The 21,080-nt window shown below is 59.6% G+C and carries 18 protein-coding genes; 9 read left to right on the top strand and 9 right to left on the bottom strand.

From position 1 onward, the window contains the following. Window positions 1-142 precede the first annotated feature (142 nt). Genes ACUN0G_RS13715 through ACUN0G_RS13700 form a run of 4 tightly spaced genes read left to right on the top strand, consistent with a single transcriptional unit; the run spans window position 143 to window position 7,383 of the window. Window positions 143-2,089, top strand: a complete 1,947-nt coding sequence (locus tag ACUN0G_RS13715) for a type VI secretion system Vgr family protein (RefSeq protein ID WP_445573665.1) — start codon at window positions 143-145, stop codon at window positions 2,087-2,089. 15 nt (window positions 2,090-2,104) lie between these two features. Further along, the gene (locus tag ACUN0G_RS13710) at window positions 2,105-2,539 is read left to right on the top strand and encodes a DcrB-related protein (protein ID WP_017476738.1); all 435 of its coding nucleotides are present in this window, start codon (window positions 2,105-2,107) and stop codon (window positions 2,537-2,539) included. Window positions 2,540-2,553: 14 nt separating this feature from the next. Further along, window positions 2,554-6,912, top strand: coding sequence for an RHS repeat-associated core domain-containing protein (locus tag ACUN0G_RS13705; RefSeq protein ID WP_445573664.1), 4,359 nt, complete (start codon window positions 2,554-2,556; stop codon window positions 6,910-6,912). A 24-nt stretch (window positions 6,913-6,936) separates the two neighbouring features. After that, on the top strand, window positions 6,937-7,383 hold the full coding sequence (locus tag ACUN0G_RS13700) for a hypothetical protein (protein ID WP_445573663.1): 447 nt from the start codon (window positions 6,937-6,939) through the stop codon (window positions 7,381-7,383). Window positions 7,384-7,997: 614 nt separating this feature from the next. Here ACUN0G_RS13700 and ACUN0G_RS13695 read toward each other — a convergent pair. The 3 genes from ACUN0G_RS13695 to ACUN0G_RS13685 all read right to left on the bottom strand — a co-directional run bounded on the left by ACUN0G_RS13695 (window position 7,998) and on the right by ACUN0G_RS13685 (window position 9,829). Further along, a complete protein-coding gene (locus tag ACUN0G_RS13695) occupies window positions 7,998-8,273 on the bottom strand; it encodes an HU family DNA-binding protein (protein ID WP_003213368.1) in 276 nt (91 codons plus the stop codon). Window positions 8,274-8,464: 191 nt separating this feature from the next. Then, window positions 8,465-9,613: an NAD(P)/FAD-dependent oxidoreductase gene (locus ACUN0G_RS13690; RefSeq protein WP_017476745.1), complete on the bottom strand. Its 1,149-nt coding sequence runs from the start codon at window positions 9,611-9,613 to the stop codon at window positions 8,465-8,467. A gap of 48 nt (window positions 9,614-9,661) precedes the next feature. Continuing rightward, a complete protein-coding gene (locus ACUN0G_RS13685) occupies window positions 9,662-9,829 on the bottom strand; it encodes a rubredoxin (RefSeq protein WP_003213373.1) in 168 nt (55 codons plus the stop codon). Between the two features lie 196 nt (window positions 9,830-10,025). Here ACUN0G_RS13685 and ACUN0G_RS13680 point away from each other — a divergent pair, with 196 nt between their 5' ends. Together ACUN0G_RS13680 and ubiA are read left to right on the top strand one after the other, a co-directional pair. Beyond that, entirely contained in the window at window positions 10,026-10,589 is a 564-nt protein-coding gene (locus ACUN0G_RS13680; RefSeq protein WP_421523254.1) for a chorismate--pyruvate lyase family protein, read from the top strand. Continuing rightward, window positions 10,589-11,479: a 4-hydroxybenzoate octaprenyltransferase gene (ubiA, locus tag ACUN0G_RS13675; RefSeq protein WP_445573662.1), complete on the top strand. Its 891-nt coding sequence runs from the start codon at window positions 10,589-10,591 to the stop codon at window positions 11,477-11,479. The genes ACUN0G_RS13680 and ubiA overlap by 1 nt, the downstream gene beginning before the upstream one ends. Before the next feature lie 38 nt (window positions 11,480-11,517). On the opposite strand, the gene ACUN0G_RS13670 is transcribed toward ubiA, so the two are convergent. Then, window positions 11,518-11,898: a COG4315 family predicted lipoprotein gene (locus ACUN0G_RS13670; RefSeq protein WP_445573661.1), complete on the bottom strand. Its 381-nt coding sequence runs from the start codon at window positions 11,896-11,898 to the stop codon at window positions 11,518-11,520. 152 nt (window positions 11,899-12,050) lie between these two features. Between ACUN0G_RS13670 and phoB the strand changes: the two genes are divergently transcribed. The 3 genes from phoB (at window position 12,051) to ACUN0G_RS13655 (ending at window position 15,571) form a co-directional block, all read left to right on the top strand. Then, a complete protein-coding gene (phoB, locus tag ACUN0G_RS13665; protein WP_003195617.1) occupies window positions 12,051-12,740 on the top strand; it encodes a phosphate regulon transcriptional regulator PhoB in 690 nt (229 codons plus the stop codon). Between the two features lie 43 nt (window positions 12,741-12,783). Then, window positions 12,784-14,106, top strand: coding sequence for a phosphate regulon sensor histidine kinase PhoR (gene phoR, locus ACUN0G_RS13660; protein ID WP_375378882.1), 1,323 nt, complete (start codon window positions 12,784-12,786; stop codon window positions 14,104-14,106). A 124-nt stretch (window positions 14,107-14,230) separates the two neighbouring features. Further along, window positions 14,231-15,571, top strand: a complete 1,341-nt coding sequence (locus ACUN0G_RS13655; protein WP_076013189.1) for a hemolysin family protein — start codon at window positions 14,231-14,233, stop codon at window positions 15,569-15,571. 117 nt (window positions 15,572-15,688) lie between these two features. Here ACUN0G_RS13655 and ACUN0G_RS13650 read toward each other — a convergent pair whose 3' ends face one another. From ACUN0G_RS13650 to pstA, 5 genes are all read right to left on the bottom strand, one after another. Next, complete coding sequence (locus ACUN0G_RS13650; RefSeq protein WP_445573660.1) at window positions 15,689-16,339, bottom strand: M23 family metallopeptidase; 651 nt, start codon at window positions 16,337-16,339, stop codon at window positions 15,689-15,691. Between the two features lie 236 nt (window positions 16,340-16,575). Continuing rightward, window positions 16,576-17,475 carry a response regulator gene (locus ACUN0G_RS13645; RefSeq protein ID WP_258342868.1) on the bottom strand — a complete coding sequence of 300 codons (900 nt, stop codon included), beginning with the start codon at window positions 17,473-17,475 and terminating at the stop codon, window positions 16,576-16,578. A gap of 124 nt (window positions 17,476-17,599) precedes the next feature. After that, window positions 17,600-18,361 carry a phosphate signaling complex protein PhoU gene (gene phoU / locus ACUN0G_RS13640; RefSeq protein WP_063033814.1) on the bottom strand — a complete coding sequence of 254 codons (762 nt, stop codon included), beginning with the start codon at window positions 18,359-18,361 and terminating at the stop codon, window positions 17,600-17,602. A gap of 72 nt (window positions 18,362-18,433) precedes the next feature. Continuing rightward, entirely contained in the window at window positions 18,434-19,267 is an 834-nt protein-coding gene (gene pstB / locus ACUN0G_RS13635; protein ID WP_076013195.1) for a phosphate ABC transporter ATP-binding protein PstB, read from the bottom strand. Between the two features lie 139 nt (window positions 19,268-19,406). Beyond that, window positions 19,407-21,077 carry a phosphate ABC transporter permease PstA gene (gene pstA / locus ACUN0G_RS13630; RefSeq protein WP_258342869.1) on the bottom strand — a complete coding sequence of 557 codons (1,671 nt, stop codon included), beginning with the start codon at window positions 21,075-21,077 and terminating at the stop codon, window positions 19,407-19,409. Window positions 21,078-21,080: the final 3 nt, after the last annotated feature.

Below are 21,080 nucleotides of genomic sequence, written 5' to 3'. Positions count from 1 at the left end.
CAAAACTGTGGGAGCGGGCTTGCTCGCGAACGCGGCGTATCAGTTGATGCATCCGGTGACTGATTCACCGCGTTCGCGAGCAAGCCCGCTCCCACAGTTGGAGCCGGTTCCTACAGTTATTACGCAATTTACGGGTTAACCGATGTTATTCAACCAATCGTCACGCCTGGCCAAGATCACCAGCCCACTGGGGCCGGATGTGCTGCTGCTCAATGAAATGGGCGGCGGTGAAGAGCTGGGCCGCCTGTTCAACTATGAGCTGCAACTGACGTCCCTGGACGCCAACATCGACCTCAACCAGTTGCTGGGCAAGCCCATGAGCGTGGGTCTGCAACTGGCGGACGGCGGCGAGCGGCATTTCCACGGCATCGTCGCGCGCTGCAGCCAGAACATCGATCAGGGCCAGTTCGCCAGTTACCAGGTGACGTTGCGCCCCTGGCTGTGGCTGCTCAGCCGTACGTCCGACTGCCGGATTTTCCAGAACCTGAGCATCCCGCAGATCATCAAGCAGGTGTTCCGCGACCTGGGCTTTTCCGACTTCGAAGACGCTCTGAGCCGGCCGTACCGCGAGTGGGAATACTGCGTGCAGTACCGCGAGACCAGCTTCGACTTCGTCAGTCGCCTGATGGAACAGGAAGGCATCTACTACTTCTTCCGCCACGAACAGGACCGCCACGTGCTGGTGCTGGCCGATGCCTACGGTGCCCACGCCAACGTACCCGGCTACGCCTCGGTGCCTTACTACCCCAAGGACGAGCAGCAACGCGAACGCGACCATATGCACAACTGGCACCTGGCGCAGGAAGTGCAACCGGGCTCCCTTGAACTCAACGACTACGACTTCCAGCGCCCCAGCGCCAGCATCGACGTACGCTCGGCCATGCCGCGCCCGCACACCGCCGGCGACTACCCGCTGTACGACTACCCCGGCACCTACGTTAAAAGCGAAGACGGCGAACACTACGCCCGCACCCGCATCGAAGCCCTGCAAACCCTGCATGAACAAGTGGAGTTCAGCGGGAATGCGCGGGGCCTGGGTTCCGGCCACCTGTTCAGCCTCACCGGCTTCAGCCGCCGCGACCAGAACCGCGAATACCTGATCGTCGGCGCCCGCTACTACATCTCCCAGGAAAGCCTCGAAAGCGGCGGTGGCGCGCCTTCGGCCCAGTTCGAAAGCACCCTCACCTGCATCGACGCGCAACAGAGTTTCCGCCCACTGGCCAACACCTACCGGCCCATCGTCAAAGGCCCGCAGACGGCGCTGGTGGTGGGGCCCAAGGGCGAAGAAATCTGGACCGACCAATATGGCCGGGTCAAGGTGCATTTCTATTGGGACCGCCACGACCAGTCCAACGAAAACAGCTCGTGCTGGATTCGCGTGTCGCAATCCTGGGCCGGAAAAAACTGGGGCTCGATGCAGATTCCACGGATCGGCCAGGAAGTGATCGTGAGCTTCCTGGAAGGTGATCCCGACCGGCCGATCATCACCGGGCGGGTGTACAACGCCGAACAGACCGTGCCTTACGACTTGCCGGAAAACGCCACCCAAAGCGGGATGAAAAGCCGCTCCAGCAAAGGCGGCACACCAGCCAACTTCAATGAAATCCGCATGGAGGACAAGAAGGGGTTGGAGCAGTTGTACATCCATGCCGAGCGTAATCAGGACATCGTGGTGGAGGTGGATGAAAGTCATTCGGTGGGGCATGACCGGAACAAGAGTATTGGGCATAACGAGACGGTGACGATTGGCAGTAACCGCCTGCGGGTTGTGCGCAACAACGACACCGTGATTGTGGGCGGGGCCAAGTCTGACAGTGCCGCCACGACCTACACCGTCGAGGCTGGCGACAGTATTCGCCTGGTGTGCGGCGCCAGTGTGATTGAGCTCAAGGCCGGTGGAGACATCAACCTGACCTGTGGCTCGTTCAACCTGTTTTCCACCGGCAGCAGCAAGATCCAGACGAAGGGCAAACTGGATATCAACCTGGGCAGTGACAAGGGCACGGTGCCCGGTGCCCAAGGCGTGCAAAGCACGATCAAGTCCGCCGTCGAATCAAAATTCCCTGGCAAGCCCGGCGCTGGTCAATAACGAGATTTATCCACCATGAATTACCTGATCAACGAAGCCCAATTCACCCTGCCCGATGCAGAGGTGCAGGACACCTCGATCAACATTCTCAAGTTCGCCAAGCTGGGCACCACCCTGGTGGTGAGTCGCAGCCCCTTGGCAGATGGCGAGACCTTGCAAAACAACTTCGAGGGCCAGCTGAAAAAGCTCGAACAGCAGGTCAAGGACCTTCGTTATTCGCCGGCGCAAGCCATCAAGGTGGGGCCAGCGCAGGACATCGACGCCTTTGAAGTCCAGAACCGTTTCAACAAAGGCAGCGACAATATTTACCAATATCAGTTGGCAATGCAGATACCCGGCACACGCAACCTGATCGCCTTGAGCTACGTCAAGACTCAGCCCCTGGGGCCTGCCGAGGCGGCACATTGGGCAACGCTCAAGAACACGCTCAACTTTGCCGTCACCCCCTGAGCAGAGTCTGAACAATGAGTGAAGACCTCTGGGCTGCCCGCGAAGGCGACGCGCTGCTGCACACCTCGGTGATGGCCGATATTCTCGGCGGCGTGCTGGAAGTGGCCGCCTATGCCGCACTCACTACTGTGGGCTGCCTGGCCGTTGCAGGGGCGGTTTTCCTCGCGACCGGTGCGACCATCGCCACAGGCGGCGTTGCATTGGTTTTGGTAGTGGGGGCAGTCATTGGGATCACTGCGGGGCTTACAGGGGCCGACCTGAAAATATCCAGTTGGTGCGAGTCCGCCGCCAACTGGGTGTTCCCGCCGGTGATTGATGCCTTCATCACCAGCGGTTCGGACGACGTCTTCATCAATGGCAAAAAAGCTGCCCGCGCTGCCGGCAAGATGACTGCTGTTCCGGTCGCACCCAGCGAGCCGCCGGCCCCCAGCTTCCTGGACATGGCAGGCGAGTTTTTCTCGCAGATGTGGCGCCCGACTGTCGCCTCGCCTGCGCCCGGCACCGAACCTTGTCAGCTGGATACCGTGGCATGCAACAAGCATCCACCCACGCCGCTGCAGTTCATTGCCGAGGGTTCCAGTTCGGTATTCATCAATGGTCAGCCGGCGGCACGCAGCGGGGATCGCAGTACCTGCGATGCGAAGATTGGGACGGCTGAGGGCCTGATTTCGCCGGATGTGCGCATTGGTGGCGAGACCATCGTGGTGCAGGAGATTCGTAGCGGGAAAACGCCAGGAGTGGGGCTGGCGATTGCCGTGGTGATGGCGTTGCGGGGCAATGTGAAGTGTTTTTGGACCAAGCTGCCGTGCATGATCGGAAGTGCGCTGGTGGGGGGAGCGATCTCTTATGGAACTGCCAAGGTCACCTCCGCCCTCAAGAGCGCCATGAATGGCTCGCCCAACCCGGTGCACAGCGCGACGGGGGCCAAGGTACTGGGCGAAGAGGAGGAGCTGGATTTTGTTCTGCCCGGCCTGCTCCCTATCGATTGGCAACGTTTTTATAACAGTCTCGATACACGCTGCGACGGCCTCTTCGGCGCTGGCTGGAGCGTCGACTATGAGGTGTCGGTCGAAATAGATGCCGACGAAAACCTGTTCTATATCGATGAGCAGGGACGCCGCCTGGAGATCGGTTATATCCCGTTGTCCGGTGGATCGTTCGATCCGGGCGAAGGCCTCGCGGTGAGACGCAGCGGTGAAGGCGCGGTATTGATCGAGAGCATCGACGGTCTGTATCGGCTGTTCGAAATCGACCCACAGAACAACTCACGGATGCGCTTGCACCTGCTGGGTGATCGCAATGAAGGGCGGATCTTTCTCGATTACGATGCCCAGGGAAGGCTTCACCGCTTGCGTGACACCCATGATTTCATGCACGTCGAGTTGAGTTATACAACCCAGCATCCGCGTCGTGTGAGCCACATCGAGCGGCGATACCTGCGCCAGGACCATTTCGATGCACGCAGCGATGTACTCGTCAGTTATCGCTATGACAGCAATGGCGATCTTGCCGAGGTCTTGGACGCACAAGGCACAACCCTTCGACGCTTTGCCTACGACAGCGGCAGGCGCATGGCCGAGCACCAATTGCCGAGCGGTTTGCGCTGCTTCTACCAATGGGCTGAAGTACCTGGGCCAGGCGGCGCGGAATGGCGCGTCAGTCGTCACTGGACAGATGCTGGCGATGAATACAGCTTCGATTACGACCTCGATGCCGGTATTACCCGCGTGACCGACGGCCTGATGCGGGTCAGCACGCGGCATTGGAACCCGCAGTACCAGATCAGTCGTTACATCGATAACCTGGGCCATACGTGGCAGTTTGAGTGGAGCGAAGATCGCCAGTTGCTCGGCGCAATTGACCCGCAAAACGGACGGTGGCGCTTCAATTATGACGCGTCCGGCAACTTGAGCGCCGTCATCGATCCGCTGTCCAGAACCCGTGGCACGCAGTGGCTGGCAAATTGGGCATTGCCCCAAGTGGAAACCGATCCGGCGGGCAACAGTTGGCATTATCGCTACGACCAGCGTGGCAATTGCATCGAAGAAATCGACCCCTTGGGAAACCGTACGCGGTACGTCTATGACGGTTTCGGTCAACCGGTGCAAATCATCGACGCCACGGAAAAGACCAAAACGTTGCATTGGAACGAATGGAGCCAACTGGTCGAAGAAGTGGATTGCTCGGGTTATCCGACCCGGTATCAGTACGACGCCTTTGGCAATCTGGTGGTGCAGACCAATGCGGAAGGTGAGTCGGTGCGCTACCGATACGGACCTCAGGGACTATTGCTGGAATGCCAGCTTCCGGATGGCCGCGTGGAACAGTTCCAGCGCAGCGCCAGCGGTTACCTGACGGCCCATGTCGACCCGGCCGGTAGCACCACGCGCTATGCTTATGACTTGCGTGGTCTAGTCAAACAGCGCTGGGATGCGCACAACCGCACGGTCATGTTCGACCATGACGCCTATGGCCGACTGCGCAGGCTGACCAATGAGAACGGTGAAAGCTATCGCTTTGAGTGGGATGCAGCAGATCGCTTGGTGCAGCAGCAGGACCTGGATCAAAGCCGGCGCAGGTACACCTACGATCCGCTGGACGACGTTATCGCCGTAGACTACCTGCCGGGAGTCGAAGGCGAGCCAGTTGCCCCACTGTTACACCAGTTTCAGCGAGATGCAGTTGGGCGCCTGGTCAGCAAAATAACTGCGGACGGTACCACCATCTACGAGCACGACCTCAACGACCAACTGGTCGGTGTTACTTTCACGGCGCCTGATGGTAGTGAGCAATCACTTGGCTTCAGCTATGACGCCATGGGGCAGCTCCTTGAGGAGAAAAGCTCGGCAGGGTCTGTGCAGCATCGTTACGACGAACTGGGAAATCTGATTCAAACCGGCTTGCCCGACGGTCGATGGCTGAACCGCCTGTATTACGGCAGTGGCCACCTGCATCAGTTGAATCTCGATGGAAAGGTTATCAGCGACTTCGAGCGTGATCGCTTGCATCGCGAAGTGCAGCGTACTCAGGGTCAACTCAAGACGAGTAGTGCTTACGACCGGACCGGAAGGGTTCGGTCCCGACAGCGTCGCAGCATCGACCAACCATGGCAGCTACCACCATTGGTAGAGACCGACTATAGCTACGATCCCAGCGACAACGTGATTGGACGTCATCGCGTCGATCGCGGGCACGATCATCAAGAGCATCTGGGTTACGACAGTACCGAACGGATTCTTGTCAGCCACCAGGCAGGACGGAGCGAAACCTGCGCCTATGATGCCGCAGCCAACCTGCTCGATAGTTCACATCAGGGTGGCCTGGTAAAACATAACCGGCTGCTGACCTATCAAGATAAGCGTTACCGGTACGACGCCTTGGGTCGCATGGTCGAAAAGCGCAGTGCCTCTCGCGGTTTACAGCGCTTTGTCTACGATGCGGAAAGTCGTCTGGTTGAAGTACGAAATGATAGCGGCAACAGGATAAGGATGACCTATGACCCCCTGGGGCGTCGCATTGAAAAAGCCGAGTATGGCAGCGATGGCTATCAGTTGGGGATGACACGCTTCCTCTGGGACGAGCTGCGTCTCTTGCAGGAATCCAAGCATAGTCAGTCCAGCCTTTATATCTATGAAGATGAAGGCTACAAGCCCGTAGCCCGGGTCGACGGCACGGGGCCTCTGCAAAAAATCCGTCACTACCATAACGACCTCAATAGCCAGCCGGAGCAGCTAACCGAAGAAGGCGGCGAAGTCATCTGGCGGACCAGTTATCGAATGTGGGGCGGTACGGTGGAGGAAGTGCGCGAGCCTACCTACATCGAAGAGCAGAACTTACGGTTTCAGGGGCAATATCTAGATCGAGAAACCGGACTGCATTTTAATACATTCCGGTTTTACGACCCGGATATCGGGCGGTTTACCACACCGGATCCTCTTGGGTTGGCGGGAGGGATCAATCTCTATCAATATGGGCCGAACCCGATCACCTGGATCGACCCGTGGGGCTGGAAATGTTGGAGCACAGCAAGGAAAGGCGTTTGGAAAGCCGAGGCTGCCAATGCCCGGCCAGGTCAGTACTCAACTAGAAACCTGGCTCGAATGGCCCTAGGCAAAGCACCGCGGATGAAAATAGAGGTTCGTTATCGTAATACTCCGAGAAGCCGACTAAAGGGACGTGTTGGCACGACCAAGGAAATCACAGTGTCGATGGAACTGAATCATCAATACATTCCACAACGCGCCGGATCAAAAGTGGCTCATGAAGATTGGAACTTGACCAAGGCGACGCCTTGGGGACATGAGTCAATGGACAAGTATCGCCATACCGGCTGGGATTTGGTGAGGATTGTAAAAACCACAGGGCAATGGTAAAGAACCCTTTCAGGAGCAGCAGACATGAGTGAGTTGACTGATTTTCACGTTTTCTGGGGCACGGCAATGACTGTCGCGGAAAAAAAATCCGCCTCGATGGAAGACGAAAGCGCGGAGGATTTTGCTCACAAGCTTTACGAAGAGTATGTAGCGCAAGGCTCACCAAAAAATAAAAAAAAATGGCTAACGGAGCGACTCGATAACGAATACCTTTGCATGAAGGATAAACCCGTGTGGGTAGGAGAACCTGCCTGGCTTTATCATCAGGGTCACCCTATGGTCTTTTTGCATCAATTCTTGGTACCCCCTACAGCGCAGCACATCAAAGAAAAGATATCTCTAGGTGAAACTGTTTATGTATTTGGTGCAAAACACCTTATTAAAAGGCCAACAGGGGATATATGCACCGATATCTATCGGATGACTGTCCAAACTTACGAGGGGGAAACAACGACGGAAATCTTCAAGTAACCTCAAGGTTTTATTTCTACGCCAGTAAGACGCGCCTGTATATTTTGCTCCTCCGTCGCGGCAAGATCTACAGTGCCCGTCGTGCCGTCTGATTTCTTTACTTCTGTTCCAGGCATCGTTGCCTGTGCTTCAATCCTTTCCTCTAGACCTTTGGACACGAAATGCTGCCCCCCGGTAAAACCGCTGTTGACCAAATTACCGGTACCTGAGCTTAGAAGCGCATCACGTATGATAACCGCCACCGACGGCGACTTGATCTCCGTCGTTTTTTGGTGGGCTAACGGTGTGAGCAATGGAACACTGGGCTAATCGAAGACTTGCATATATACGCCTCTAAAAATTAGTTTAGAGCGCGCGCCCTGATGCCCCATGCCATATATGTCACATGTGCACCGACATAGTTCCACATCAACTATATAATTCGATTTATTTCAATAAAAACTCACTACAACTCAGCTTCCACCTCAACCATTAAGAATTCTGCAAGAGACAACTACTTATATTCCCCACTACCATTTTTTCATCCCCAACAAAAATGGGCACCCGACCCAGTCGGCGTGCCCATTTTTTATCCCGCGCTCGCACTCGCATGTGCGTAGCGCAGGCTTCTTTACTTACGGATTGACGCTGTCTTTAAGCGACTTGCCTGGCTTGAACGCAACGGTGTTGCTCGCCTTGATTTTCACCGGCTCGCCGGTTTGCGGGTTTTTGCCGGTGCGGGCGCCGCGGTGGCGCTGCAGGAAGGTGCCGAAGCCCACCAGGGTGACGCTGTCCTTGCGATGCAGCGCGCCGGTGATTTCTTCGAGTACGGCGTTGAGTACGCGGTTGGCCTGTTCTTTGGTCAGGTCTGCTTTTTCAGCAATAGCGGCTGCGAGTTCTGGTTTACGCATAAGTGAAGCCTCTTTGACGGTTTTTTGTTGTTATGTCCGTGCTGCTCTCTTTCGGAGCAGCGCCCAAGGCGCCGCAGGCTCTACTCTGCGGCAGACGGGAGTGAGGATGGCATGCCATCGGGGCCTGCGCCAGTCTCACGGCGACCTTTCTACGGTCAAAATGATGCTTATTCCGACAGAACGACCAGCATTTACGCCAGCAGCGGCGGAAGTTCTTTGTTAAGGGCCAGTTTTTCCATCACGGCCGTGCCGGTCAGGGCGTAACCCAGCAGGCGGCCGCTGGCGTCGCGGCACAGGGCCTTGATGTCGCCGCCCTGCCCTTCGACGCTCCACACACCTTCGGTGCCCCGTGGCGGTGGCGAGACGACCAGCGGGCAGACCGGGGTTTTTACTGTGACAGGCATCGGCCCGTAGCTGACAGCGGTCGCGTTGCCCGCCAGCGTCTGCGCCAGGGCGCGGGCGCAGTTCATCAGCGGCATCACGTACAACAGGTTCAGGCCATCGACCTCGGCGCAGTCGCCCAGGGCGTAGATATTGGCATGGGAGGTCTTGAGGTGGCGGTCGACCATGATCCCACGGTTGATCTGCAAGCCGGCGGCGGCGGCCAGATCGACACGGGGGCGCAGGCCGATGGCAGACACCACCAGGTCGCACTGGATCACTTCGCCATCAGACAGGTGGGCTTCCAGGCCGTCAGCGTTGCGCTGCAGGCGATTGAGCACCGGGCCCAAGTGGAAACGCGCCCCCAGGCCTTCGAGGCCGGCCTGCACCGCTGCGGCGGCTGCCGGGTGCAGCAGGGTCGGCATGACTTGCTCGCACGGCGCCACCAGGTCGATCTCGTAGCCGCCGAGGATCAGGTCGTTGGCGAACTCGCAGCCGATCAGCCCGGCACCCAGCAAAAGCACCCGGCGTTTTCCGGCCGCAGCGGCACGAAAGCGTGCGTAGTCTTCGAGGTCGTTGATCGGGAAAATCAGCTCGGCGGCGTCGCCCTGTACCGGCACCCGCACGGTTTCTGCGCCCCAGGCCAGGATCAGGTCGCGGTAGATCACCGCTTCCTCACCGATCCACAGGCGCTTGTGGCCCGGGTCGATGCCGCTGATGCGGGTGTGGGTACGCACTTCGGCCTTCAATTGCTCGGCCATGGCGCCCGGTTCAGCCATGCTCAGGCCATCGGCTTCCTTGTTCTTGCCAAAACCGGTGGAGAGCATGGGCTTGGAGTAGGAGCGCCCGTCATCTGCGGTGATCAGCAACAGCGGGGTTTCGCTATCGAGCTTGCGAAACTCCCGAGCCAGGTTGTAACCGGCCAAACCCGTGCCGACGATCACGACAGGTGCGTTCATTCCTTTCTCCTTGTAGTACGTTTCTTGAATTGCGATTTAAATCAGCAATCAGCCGATTTCGATCATTTCGAAATCCATTTTGCCCACGCCGCAGTCCGGGCACAGCCAGTCTTCGGGGACGTCCTGCCACAGGGTGCCCGGGGCGATGCCGTCATCCGGCCATCCATCTTTCTCGTCGTAGATCAGCCCACAGACGACACATTGCCACTTCTTCATCACTTGCTTCCTCAGGGTCCAGGCGTACTGGCCGACGGTCGATAGATTCAGCCTTGCCGTGCGGCTCAGGGCGTTTTGTACTGATCAGCAGGCGCAGATGCAAGCTTGATCGACGCATGGGCCTGGCGCGCTCCGGCAAAAGTCCAGGGCACCATGGTAAGCTCGCCGCCTCATTAACTGCCAATAATGACCCTCCGTGCCGCATTCAAACGCCCTTCCCGATGCTTGCCGATGGCTGAGCCAGAGCCTTCTGAGCCCACTGCCCGCGCCGCTGACACTCAACTGGCTGTTCGATGAAGGTTCCCTGACCCGGCGCCTTACACGGCTGTCCAGTGATGGCTTCAGCGTGACGCCGCTGTTCGAAGGCTGGCAACCACTGCGAGACGACGAATGTGCCACCCTGGAGTTGCCCGCCGCCAGTATCGGCTGGGTACGCGAGGTGTATTTGCGTGGCCATGGCCAGCCGTGGGTGTTTGCCCGCAGCGTGGCGGCCCGCAGCGCCTTGCAGGGCGACGGTTTGCACATGGATGAGTTGGGCAGCCGGTCACTGGGGGAATTGCTGTTTTGTGACCATGCCTTCACGCGCCAGGCCATCGAGGTGTGCCGCTATCCACGGGAATGGCTGCCCACCGCCGATCAGGCCGATAACCTGTGGGCGCGTCGCTCGCGCTTTGATCGCGGGCCGCTGAGCGTGCTGGTGGCGGAAATTTTCCTGCCGACCCTGTGGCAAGCCGTGCACGACCATCCGGAGAATTGCTGATGTACCAGCGCCTGCTCAAGTCCATGAATCGCTTGAACCCCAGGGCCTGGGACTTCATCCAGTTGACCCGCATGGACAAGCCCATCGGCATCTATTTGCTGCTATGGCCCACGCTGTGGGCGTTGTGGATTGCCGGCAAGGGTTCGCCATCGCTGCTCAATATCGCGATCTTCGTGCTCGGGGTGATACTCACCCGGGCCGGTGGTTGCGTCATCAATGACTGGGCTGATCGCAAGGTCGACGGTCACGTGAAGCGCACCGAACAGCGGCCGCTGGTGAGCGGCAAGATCAGCTCGAAGGAGGCGCTGGTGTTCTTCGCGGTGCTGATGTTCATCAGTTTCCTGCTGGTGCTGCTGACCAATTCCATGACGATCTGGCTGTCCCTGGGCGGCCTCGCGCTGGCGGCCAGCTACCCGTTCATGAAGCGCTACACCTATTACCCGCAGGTGGTATTGGGCGCGGCGTTTTCCTGGGGCATGCCGATGGCGTTCACCGCCGAGACGGGCAGCCTGCCCGCCGCTGCCTGGCTGCTGTACATCGCCAACCTGTTGTGGACGGTGGGTTACGACACGTACTACGCCATGACCGATCGCGATGACGACCTGAAAATCGGGGTCAAATCCACCGCCATTCTGTTTGGCGAGGCCGACCGGGTGATCATCCTGACGTTGCAGGGCCTGGCGTTGGCTTGCCTTTGGCTGGCGGGGATGCGCTTTGAGTTGGGTGGCTGGTTCCACCTGGGCTTGCTGGCGGCGGCCGGGTGTTTTGCCTGGGAGTTCTGGTACACACGGGACAAGGACCGGCTCAAATGCTTCAAGGCGTTTTTGCACAACCACTGGGCCGGGTTGGCGATTTTTGTCGGGATTGTGGCGGACTACGCCTTCAAGTGATCAAGGGCGAGGGGCACGTCCCCTCGCCACCGCCGTGATCAGGGTTTGATGACGTGCCAGACGTCGCCTTTACCGTCTCCAGACTTGTCGCCTGCCGCTTTGTCATTCTTGAAGGTATAAACCGGCTTGCCTTCATACGCCCACTGACTGGTCTGATCCTCACGGGTGATGACCTTCCATTTGCCGGCCGGTTTATCCGTGGATTCCGCCTTCAGGGGCGGCCAGTTGGTTTCGCAGGGGTCTCCGTTGCAGTTGGACTTGCCATCCTTGTCTTTGTCGAAGGTGTAAAGGGTCATGCCCTTGTGGTCCACCAGCATCCCGCCCTTCGCCATCCCGGGCTCCGCCGCAACCGCCAGTGTCGGCAGCGTCAACGCGGCCGTTACCAGCAGGGCTTTCCAGGAAAAAGTACTGTGAGTCATGGGAACCTTCCTTTTGTGGTTGTCAGGATTCGGACCCAAAGCGTAGTCCAGAGAGGCGCCGATTGCCCGAGCGACTAAATTACTGTCACACGACTGCAATAATTCCGTTATCTAATGCGGCGCAAGACAGTTAAATGACAAGAGGATTTAGCATGGTTGGCAGGAGCATTCTGATCGTTGACGACGAAGCGCCCATTCGCGAAATGATCGCCGTTGCGTTGGAAATGGCCGGCTATGACTGCCTGGAGGCGGAGAACTCCCAGCAGGCCCATGCCATTATCGTCGACCGCAAGCCGGACCTGATCCTGCTGGACTGGATGCTGCCCGGCACCTCTGGTATCGAATTGGCCCGCCGTCTCAAGCGTGACGAGCTGACCGGGGATATCCCGATCATCATGCTCACCGCCAAGGGCGAAGAGGACAACAAGATCCAGGGCCTGGAAGTCGGCGCCGATGACTACATCACCAAGCCCTTTTCCCCACGGGAACTGGTCGCCCGTCTGAAAGCCGTTCTGCGCCGTGCCGGCCCAACCGATGGCGAAGCGCCTATCGAAGTCGACGGCCTGATTCTGGACCCGATCAGCCACCGTGTGACCATCGACGGCAAACCCGCCGAGATGGGCCCCACCGAATACCGCCTGCTGCAATTCTTCATGACCCACCAGGAGCGCGCCTACACCCGCGGCCAACTGCTGGACCAGGTCTGGGGCGGCAATGTGTATGTGGAAGAGCGCACCGTCGACGTGCATATCCGCCGCCTGCGCAAAGCCTTGGGCGACGCTTACGAGAATCTGGTACAAACCGTGCGCGGCACCGGCTACCGGTTTTCCACCAAAGGCTAAGCCAGCCCGAACTGCCCAGACAGCTGAAAGGACGCGTGTTTAAGTGAACCAAAACTGGTATGGCACCCTGATCCGCCACATGCTCCTGTTGATCACTGGCTGCCTGCTGGTGGGCCTGGTCAGCGGCTATTACGGCTGGAGCCTGGCCGTCGGCCTGGGCGTTTACCTGGGCTGGACCCTCAAGCAATTGCTGCGCCTTCACGAGTGGCTGCGCCAGCACAAACCTGATGAAGCACCACCCGACGGTTACGGCCTGTGGGGCGAGGTGTTCGACAGCATCTACCACCTGCAACGCCGCGACCAACGCGTACGCGGGCGGCTTCAGGCAGTAATCGATCGGGTCCAGGAGTCCACCGCTGCGCTGAAAGACGCCGTCATCATGCTCGACAGCGACGGCAACCTGGAATGGTGGAACCGCGCCGCAGAAACCCTGCTGGGCCTCAAGACGCCCCAGGACAGCGGCCAGCCGGTGACCAACCTGGTGCGCCACCCGCGTTTCAAGGAGTACTTCGAGCAGGACAACTTTGAAGAAGCCCTGGAAATTCCGTCGCCTACCAACGACCGCGTGCGCATCCAGCTGTACCTGACGCGCTACGGCAATAACGAACATTTGATGCTGGTGCGCGATGTCACGCGCATCCATCAGCTGGAACAGATGCGCAAGGACTTCGTCGCCAACGTCTCCCACGAACTGCGCACGCCGCTGACGGTGATCTGCGGTTATCTTGAAACGCTGCTCGATAACGTTGAAGACGTGAACCCGCGCTGGACCCGTGCCCTGCAACAGATGCAGCAGCAAGGCGGGCGCATGCAAACTCTGCTCAACGACCTGCTGTTGCTGGCCAAGCTGGAAGCCACCGATTACCCCTCGGACAACCATCCGGTGCCGGTGCAAAGCCTGTTGCAGACCATCAAGAGCGACGCCCAGGCATTGTCCGGGCAGCGTGAGCAGCAGATTACCCTCGAAGCCGACCCGTCGATCCTGCTCAAGGGCAGCGAGGGCGAGCTGCGCAGCGCGTTTTCCAACCTGGTGTTCAACGCCGTCAAATACACCCAGGACAAGGGCAACATCCGCATCCGCTGGTGGGCCGATGACCAGGGCGCGCACCTCAGCGTGCAGGACTCCGGGATGGGCATCGACGCCAAGCACTTGCCGCGCCTCACCGAGCGCTTCTATCGCGTCGACTCCAGCCGCAACTCCAACACCGGCGGCACCGGGCTCGGCCTGGCCATCGTCAAGCATGTGTTGCTGCGCCATCGCGCGCGGCTGGAAATCAGCAGTGTGTTGGGCCATGGCAGTACCTTTACCTGCCATTTCCCGCCGGCACAGATGACACGTTCACGGGTCATTCATCAGGACGAGTGACCCTCCACCCGGCAGCCGCCACTAGGCAAGCGCCCCGTCAGCCGCTACATTGGCGGACTTGCGCCTGCCTTTCAGGCCCACCTGCTCACCCTTTTTGATTAGACGGAACCCGCAAAACCCCATCATGGACCCTTCCCCTGGCATCACCCTCGCGACACTCTTCGCCGACTTCGGCATGATTCTTTTTGCACTGATCCTGGTACTGCTCAACGGCTTTTTCGTTGCGGCGGAGTTTGCCATGGTCAAACTGCGCTCGACCCGGGTCGAGGCCATTGCCCACAAAAACGGCTGGCGCGGGCAGATCCTGCGCACCGTACACAGCCAGCTCGACGCGTATCTGTCGGCCTGTCAGTTGGGTATCACCCTCGCCTCCCTGGGCCTGGGCTGGGTCGGTGAGCCGGCCTTCGCGCACATCCTCGAGCCGTTGCTGGGCGCGATCGGCGTGCAATCGCCGGAAGTGATCAAGGGCGTGTCGTTCTTTGCCGCCTTCTTCGTCATCTCGTACCTGCACATCGTGGTCGGCGAGCTGGCGCCCAAGTCCTGGGCCATTCGCAAGCCTGAGTTGCTGTCGCTGTGGACCGCCGTTCCGCTGTACCTGTTCTACTGGGCCATGTACCCGGCGATCTACCTGCTCAACGCCAGCGCCAACGCCATTCTGCGCATCGCCGGCCAGGGAGAGCCTGGCCCGCACCACGAGCACCATTACAGCCGTGAAGAACTGAAACTGATCCTGCACTCCAGCCGTGGCCAGGACCCGAGCGACCAAGGCATGCGTGTATTGGCCTCCGCCGTGGAAATGGGCGAGCTGGAAGTGGTCGACTGGGCCAACTCCCGGGAAGACCTGGTGACCCTGGACTTCAACGCCCCCCTCAAGGAAATCCTGGCGCTGTTCCGTCGCCACAAGTTCAGCCGCTACCCGGTGTACGACGCGGTGCGCAACGAGTTTGTCGGCCTGCTGCACATCAAGGACCTGCTGCTGGAGCTGGCGGCCCTCGACCACATTCCCGAGTCGTTCAACCTGGCCGAGCTGACCCGCCCGCTGGAGCGCGTATCGCGCCATATGCCGCTGTCGCAATTGCTCGAGCAGTTCCGTAAAGGCGGCGCGCACTTCGCCCTGGTGGAAGAAGCCGACGGCAAGATCATCGGCTACCTGACCATGGAAGACGTGCTGGAAGTGCTGGTAGGTGACATCCAGGACGAACACCGCAAGGCCGAGCGCGGCATCCTCGCTTACCAGCCGGGCAAACTCCTGGTGCGTGGCGACACGCCACTGTTCAAGGTGGAGCGCCTGCTGGGTGTCGACCTAGACCACATCGAGGCCGAAACCCTGGCCGGGCTGATCTACGACACCCTGAAACGGGTGCCGGAAGAGGAAGAAGTGCTGGAAGTCGAAGGCCTGCGGATCATCATCAAGAAGATGAAAGGGCCGAAGATCGTGTTGGCCAAGGTGCTGTTGCTCGACTAGGGCACACCCCCTGTAGGAACGAGCTTGCTCGCGAAGGACGTTAACGATAACGCTGGGACCCTGACACCCGGCAGCGCCCTCAGGTTTTTCGCGAGCAAGCTCGCTCCTACAAAAGCCTTATCGCGTGCCCAATGCAAAATTGGGCAACGCCTGCACCGGCTGGCTGAATTCATAGGGAATCGACACCAGCCCCAACGCCGTCGTGCGTTGCACCACAAAATGCAGATGTGGCCCGCTGCTGTTGCCGGTATTGCCCGACAACGCCAGCGGGCTGCCCACCGCCACTCGCTGCCCTTCCCTGACGCTGACCGAACCTTGCTTGAGGTGCAGGTACACGCCTTGCGTGCCGTCATCGTGCTGGACCCGCACGAAATTGCCCGATGGGTCACTGCCGCGCCCGGATTGGGTGTTCTCGGTTTTCAGCACCACACCTGCGCGTGCCGCAATGATCGGTGTGCCTTCGGGCATGGCGATGTCCATCGCGTAGCGGCTTTTGATCTCGGAGTGGCTGAAGGTGCCATTGGGGCCTTGGGTGAGACGGAACGGGCCGCCACGCCAGGGCAAGGGATAACGATATGAAGTGGGTTGCGACGGATATACAGGCTTGGGAATCACCCGATCCTGATACACAAACGCCTGCGCCCCGGGCGTGTACCGGTCGCTGAAGACCACAGCGCCGTCCGGGTCGATGGATTTGTAGAGGGTCATGGACATCGCCGGCATGACGACGGCGAACAGTCCACAGAACAGCAGTAAGCGCACGAGCATCGGGTTGGCCTGCCAGGGACGACTGGATGGCAGGCTAACAAGGGATCATGACAGTGCTATGTGAACCAAACACTAACCCTGTGGCGAGGGGGCTTGTCCCCCGTTGGGCTGCGCAGCGGCCCCAGTAGAGTTATCGCGCAGGGTCAGGCAGAACTCAATTACAGGGTTTGGGGCCGCTACGCAGCCCAACGGGGGACAAGCCCCCTCGCCACAGGTTTTTTGGAGACCCCATCAAGTCACGCACCCGGCACAAAATGCTTCTGTGCAGTCCCGCGGGCGATCAGCCGCGAAATGTAGTCGAGCTTCTGCGCATCCTGGTCGATAAACCGGAAGGTCAGCTGCAGCCAGTCACTGTCAGGCTTGGGCTCGTAGGCCACGACGGCGTGCAGGTAGCCATTGAGACGGGCCACCTCGGCATTTTCGCCCTGCTCCAGGTCGAGCACTGCGCTTTCCAGTACCTGAGGCAGGATTTCACCGCGACGCACCACCAGCAGCGCCTCCTTGATGCTCAGGGCCTTGATCACGCATTGCTGGGTGCCGCTGGACAGGCGTAACTGGCCCTGGCCACGACCACCGGCTGGCGATGCCGTCGCAGCAGCCTGCACCGGCTGGCTGTTGAGCAGGCCTTTGCTCGGTGCGGCCACCGGAGCCGGCTTGAGCGCTTCAGGCTTGCCGCCGGTCAGGGCGCTCAGGGAGTCATTGCCGAACGCCGAGTTCATCTTGGTCGGCGCGCTGGCGATCAGCGCGTCGAGGCGGCCGATCTTGTTCAGCGCCTGCTTGACCTTGTTCAGCAACTGCTCGTTGGTAAAGGGCTTGCTGACGTAGCCGGAAACCCCGGCCTGGATCGCCTGCACCACGTTTTCCTTGTCGCCACGGCTGGTCACCATGACAAACGGCATGGCTTTGAGATGAGGCTGCTCACGGCACCAGGTCAACAGTTCCAGGCCGGACATTTCCGGCATTTCCCAGTCGCACAGCACCATGTCGAAGGTTTCGCGCATCAGGATGGCCTGGGCCTTTTTGCCGTTCACCGCGTCTTCGATCTTGATACCCGGGAAGTAGTTACGCAGGCACTTCTTCACCAGGTCGCGAATAAACGAGGCGTCATCCACCACCAATACACTGACTTTGCTCATCGACCCTTCATCCTATAAAAACCCCGGCAAGCATAACGCTTCGCTGATGGCGTTTTGCCAAAAATTCCAACGCCACAAACGAAAACGCCCGACCAAAGGCCGGGCGTTTATTTCTCGGGCAATCTTACTTATCGTCAGGAACGCCCGGAACATTAGGGATTTGATCGGTTGTGCCTTCAACTTCTGCTTTCATGCGCTTGAGGCCCATGTGCCGCACGTCGGTACCACGGACCAGGTAGATCACCAGTTCCGAGATATTGCGCGCGTGATCACCGATACGCTCCAGCGAACGCAGCACCCAGATGATGCTCAATACCCGCGAGATAGAACGCGGGTCTTCCATCATGTAGGTCGCCAGCTCGCGCAGGGCGGTCTTGTACTCACGGTCGATGATCTTGTCGTACTGGGCCACCGACAACGCCAGCTCGGCGTCAAAGCGGGCAAACGCGTCGAGGGCATCGCGGACCATGTTGCGCACCTGGTCACCGATGTGGCGCACTTCGACATAACCACGCGGCGCTTCGCCTTCTTCGCACAACTGGATGGCCCGGCGGGCGATCTTGGTGGCTTCATCGCCGATGCGCTCCAGGTCGATCACTGACTTGGAAATGCTGATGATCAAACGCAGGTCGGACGCCGCCGGCTGACGACGGGCCAGGATGCGCAGGCATTCTTCGTCGATGTTGCGCTCCATCTGGTTGATCTGGTCATCGATCTCGCGCACTTGCTGGGCCAGGCCGGAGTCGGCCTCGATCAGCGCGGTGACCGCGTCGTTGACTTGCTTCTCCACCAGACCGCCCATGGCCAGGAGGTGGCTGCGCACTTCCTCAAGCTCGGCGTTGAACTGCGCGGAGATGTGATGGGTAAGGCCTTCTTTGCTAATCATGTTGGCGTCCTTGGAACGTCCAGTAAGGTGCGGTCGACCGCAGCATCAGTTCAGTGAGCAACCAGCCACCTGCTAGCCGTAGCGACCGGTGATGTAGTCTTCGGTCTGCTTCTTCGCCGGGTTGGTGAACAGGGTATCGGTGTCGCCAAATTCCACCAGTTTGCCCATGTACATGAACGCGGTGTAATCGGAAACCCGCGCCGCCTGTTGCATGTTGTGGGTCACGATGACGATGGTGAACTTGGACTTGAGTTCGTAGATCAGCTCTTCGACTTTCAGCGTGGAGATGGGGTCGAGTGCCGAGCAGGGTTCGTCGAGCAGCAGCACTTCCGGCTCCACGGCGATGGTGCGGGCGATCACCAGACGTTGCTGCTGGCCACCGGACAAACCGAGGGCCGACTCGTGCAGGCGGTCCTTGACCTCGTCCCACAGTGCCGCGCCTTTCAAAGCCCATTCAACGGCTTCGTCGAGGATGCGCTTCTTGTTGATGCCCTGGATGCGCAGGCCGTAGACCACGTTTTCATAGATGGTCTTGGGAAACGGGTTGGGCTTCTGGAACACCATGCCCACCCGGCGACGCAGCTCGGCCACGTCTTCGCCCTTACGGTAGATGTTGGTACCGTACAGATTGATCGCGCCCTCGACGCGGCAGCCGTCCACCAGATCGTTCATCCGGTTGAAGGTGCGCAGCAGGGTCGACTTGCCGCAACCGGACGGGCCGATGAAGGCGGTCACGCGCTGCTTCGGGATGTTCATGCTGACGTCGAACAGCGCCTGCTTGTCGCCGTAGTACAGGCTCAGGCTCGGGACTTCGATCGCCACGGTTTCCTGGGCCAGGCTCAGGCTCTGCTTGTCGCGACCCAGGGCTGACATGTTGATGCCGTGGGAATGGGTTTCATGTTGCATGGGATGCTCCCTGTGCTACCAATTCGTTTTGTGGGAGCGGGCTTGCTCGCGAAGGCGTCAGGTCAGTTGACCCATGTATGACTGATACACCGCATTCGCGAGCAAGCCCGCTCCCACATTTAGTCCGCGTTCACTTCAATTAACTGTCCAACGCTTTGTATTTTTCGCGCAGGTGGTTACGAATCCACACCGCCGACAAGTTGAGCGTGGCGATCACCAGCACCAGCAGCAAGGCAGTGGCGTACACCAGCGGCCGTGCGGCTTCGACGTTAGGGCTCTGGAAGCCGACGTCATAAATATGGAAGCCCAGGTGCATGATCTTCTGGTCCAGGTGCAGGTACGGGTAGTTGCCATCCACCGGCAGCGACGGCGCCAGTTTCACCACACCTACCAGCATCAGCGGCGCCACTTCACCGGCGGCGCGGGCCACGGCGAGGATCATGCCGGTCATCATCGCCGGGCTGGCCATCGGCAGGACGATCTTCCACAGCGTTTCCGCCTTGGTCGCGCCCAGTGCCAAAGAACCTTCACGTACGGTGCGAGGGATCCGCGCCAGGCCTTCTTCGGTGGCTACGATCACTACCGGTACCGCCAGCAGCGCCAGGGTCAGGGACGCCCAAAGCAGGCCGGGCGTACCGAAGGTCGGTGCCGGCAAGGCTTCGGCGAAGAACAGCCGGTCGACCGAGCCGCCCAGCACGTAGACAAAGAAGCCGAGGCCGAACACGCCGTAAACGATGGCGGGTACACCGGCCAGGTTGTTCACCGCGATGCGGATGATCCGCGTCAGGGTGTTCTGCTTGGCGTATTCACGCAGGTACACCGCCGCCAGCACACCGAACGGGGTCACGATCATCGCCATGATCAGGGTCATCATCACGGTGCCGAAGATCGCCGGGAAAATCCCGCCTTCGGTGTTGGCTTCCCGTGGGTCGTCGCTGAGGAACTCCCAGATCTTGCTGAAGTAGAAGCCGATCTTGGTCATGTAACCCATCGCGTTCGGCTGGTAGGCATGCACCACCTTGCCGATGCCGATTTCGATTTCTTTGCCGTTGGCATCGCGGGCGGTGAGGCTGTCGCGGTTGAACTGGGTGTGCAGGTCCGCCAGGCGGGCTTCGATGTCCTTGTAGCGGTTGTTCAGTTCGGCGCGACCGCTGTCCATATCGGCTTGAGCGGTGGCGTCCAGCTTGCCTTCCAGCTCCAGCTTGCGACCGTGCAGGCGGATGCGTTCGAGGCCGGCGTTGATGGCGCCGATATCGGTTTTCTCAAGGGTCTTGAGCTGGGCCGCGAGCTTGTTGACGCGGTCGACGCGGGCTTGCAGTTCCGGCCAGGCCGCCTCGCCTTCAGCGATGACCTTGCCGTCCTGCTTGACGTTGACCAGGGTGCCGTAGAAGTTGCCCCACTCACGACGTTCGATGGCCATCAGTTCGACCGGCTTGGTCTGGTTGGTCAGCCACTCGCCGACGATCCAGGTGAAGTCGTTGCCGTTCAAGTCACGGTTGCCGACCTTGATCAGCTCGCGGGTCATGAACTCCGGGCCTTGGTCCGGCACCGGCAAGCCAGCGCTTTTCAGACGCTCGCGGGGCACCTCTTCTTTCTGCACCACTTCGCCGACGACGATATGGTTTTCCTGGCCCGGCACGTTGTAGCTGGCCTGGATCAGGTCGGCCGGCCAGAAGTGGCCCAAACCACGCACGGCAATCACGGCCAACAAACCAATGGTCATGATGACCGCGATGGACACCGCGCCACCGCTGATCCAGACGCCCGGGGCGCCGCTCTTGAACCATCCATTCAGGGAGTTCTGTTTCACAGA

This window comes from Pseudomonas sp. 32A (genome assembly GCF_052682255.1).
Note: the sequence above shows the minus strand (reverse complement) of the source record. Positions and strands in the feature narration are given on the sequence as shown.

Bases quoted from the DNA above. Each gene is read 5' to 3' on its own strand.
- ACUN0G_RS13685 (WP_003213373.1), bottom strand. From the start codon at position 9,829: ATGAAGAAGTGGCAATGTGTCGTCTGTGGGCTGATCTACGACGAGAAA.
- phoU (WP_063033814.1), bottom strand. From the start codon at position 18,361: ATGATTAGCAAAGAAGGCCTTACCCATCACATCTCCGCGCAGTTCAAC.
- ACUN0G_RS13645 (WP_258342868.1), bottom strand. From the start codon at position 17,475: ATGAGCAAAGTCAGTGTATTGGTGGTGGATGACGCCTCGTTTATTCGC.
- ACUN0G_RS13715 (WP_445573665.1), top strand. From the start codon at position 143: ATGTTATTCAACCAATCGTCACGCCTGGCCAAGATCACCAGCCCACTG.
- ACUN0G_RS13700 (WP_445573663.1), top strand. From the start codon at position 6,937: ATGAGTGAGTTGACTGATTTTCACGTTTTCTGGGGCACGGCAATGACT.
- ACUN0G_RS13710 (WP_017476738.1), top strand. From the start codon at position 2,105: ATGAATTACCTGATCAACGAAGCCCAATTCACCCTGCCCGATGCAGAG.
- ACUN0G_RS13695 (WP_003213368.1), bottom strand. From the start codon at position 8,273: ATGCGTAAACCAGAACTCGCAGCCGCTATTGCTGAAAAAGCAGACCTG.
- phoB (WP_003195617.1), top strand. From the start codon at position 12,051: ATGGTTGGCAGGAGCATTCTGATCGTTGACGACGAAGCGCCCATTCGC.
- ACUN0G_RS13670 (WP_445573661.1), bottom strand. From the start codon at position 11,898: ATGACTCACAGTACTTTTTCCTGGAAAGCCCTGCTGGTAACGGCCGCG.
- ACUN0G_RS13650 (WP_445573660.1), bottom strand. From the start codon at position 16,339: ATGCTCGTGCGCTTACTGCTGTTCTGTGGACTGTTCGCCGTCGTCATG.
- pstB (WP_076013195.1), bottom strand. From the start codon at position 19,267: ATGCAACATGAAACCCATTCCCACGGCATCAACATGTCAGCCCTGGGT.
- ubiA (WP_445573662.1), top strand. From the start codon at position 10,589: ATGTACCAGCGCCTGCTCAAGTCCATGAATCGCTTGAACCCCAGGGCC.
- ACUN0G_RS13705 (WP_445573664.1), top strand. From the start codon at position 2,554: ATGAGTGAAGACCTCTGGGCTGCCCGCGAAGGCGACGCGCTGCTGCAC.
- ACUN0G_RS13690 (WP_017476745.1), bottom strand. From the start codon at position 9,613: ATGAACGCACCTGTCGTGATCGTCGGCACGGGTTTGGCCGGTTACAAC.
- ACUN0G_RS13655 (WP_076013189.1), top strand. From the start codon at position 14,231: ATGGACCCTTCCCCTGGCATCACCCTCGCGACACTCTTCGCCGACTTC.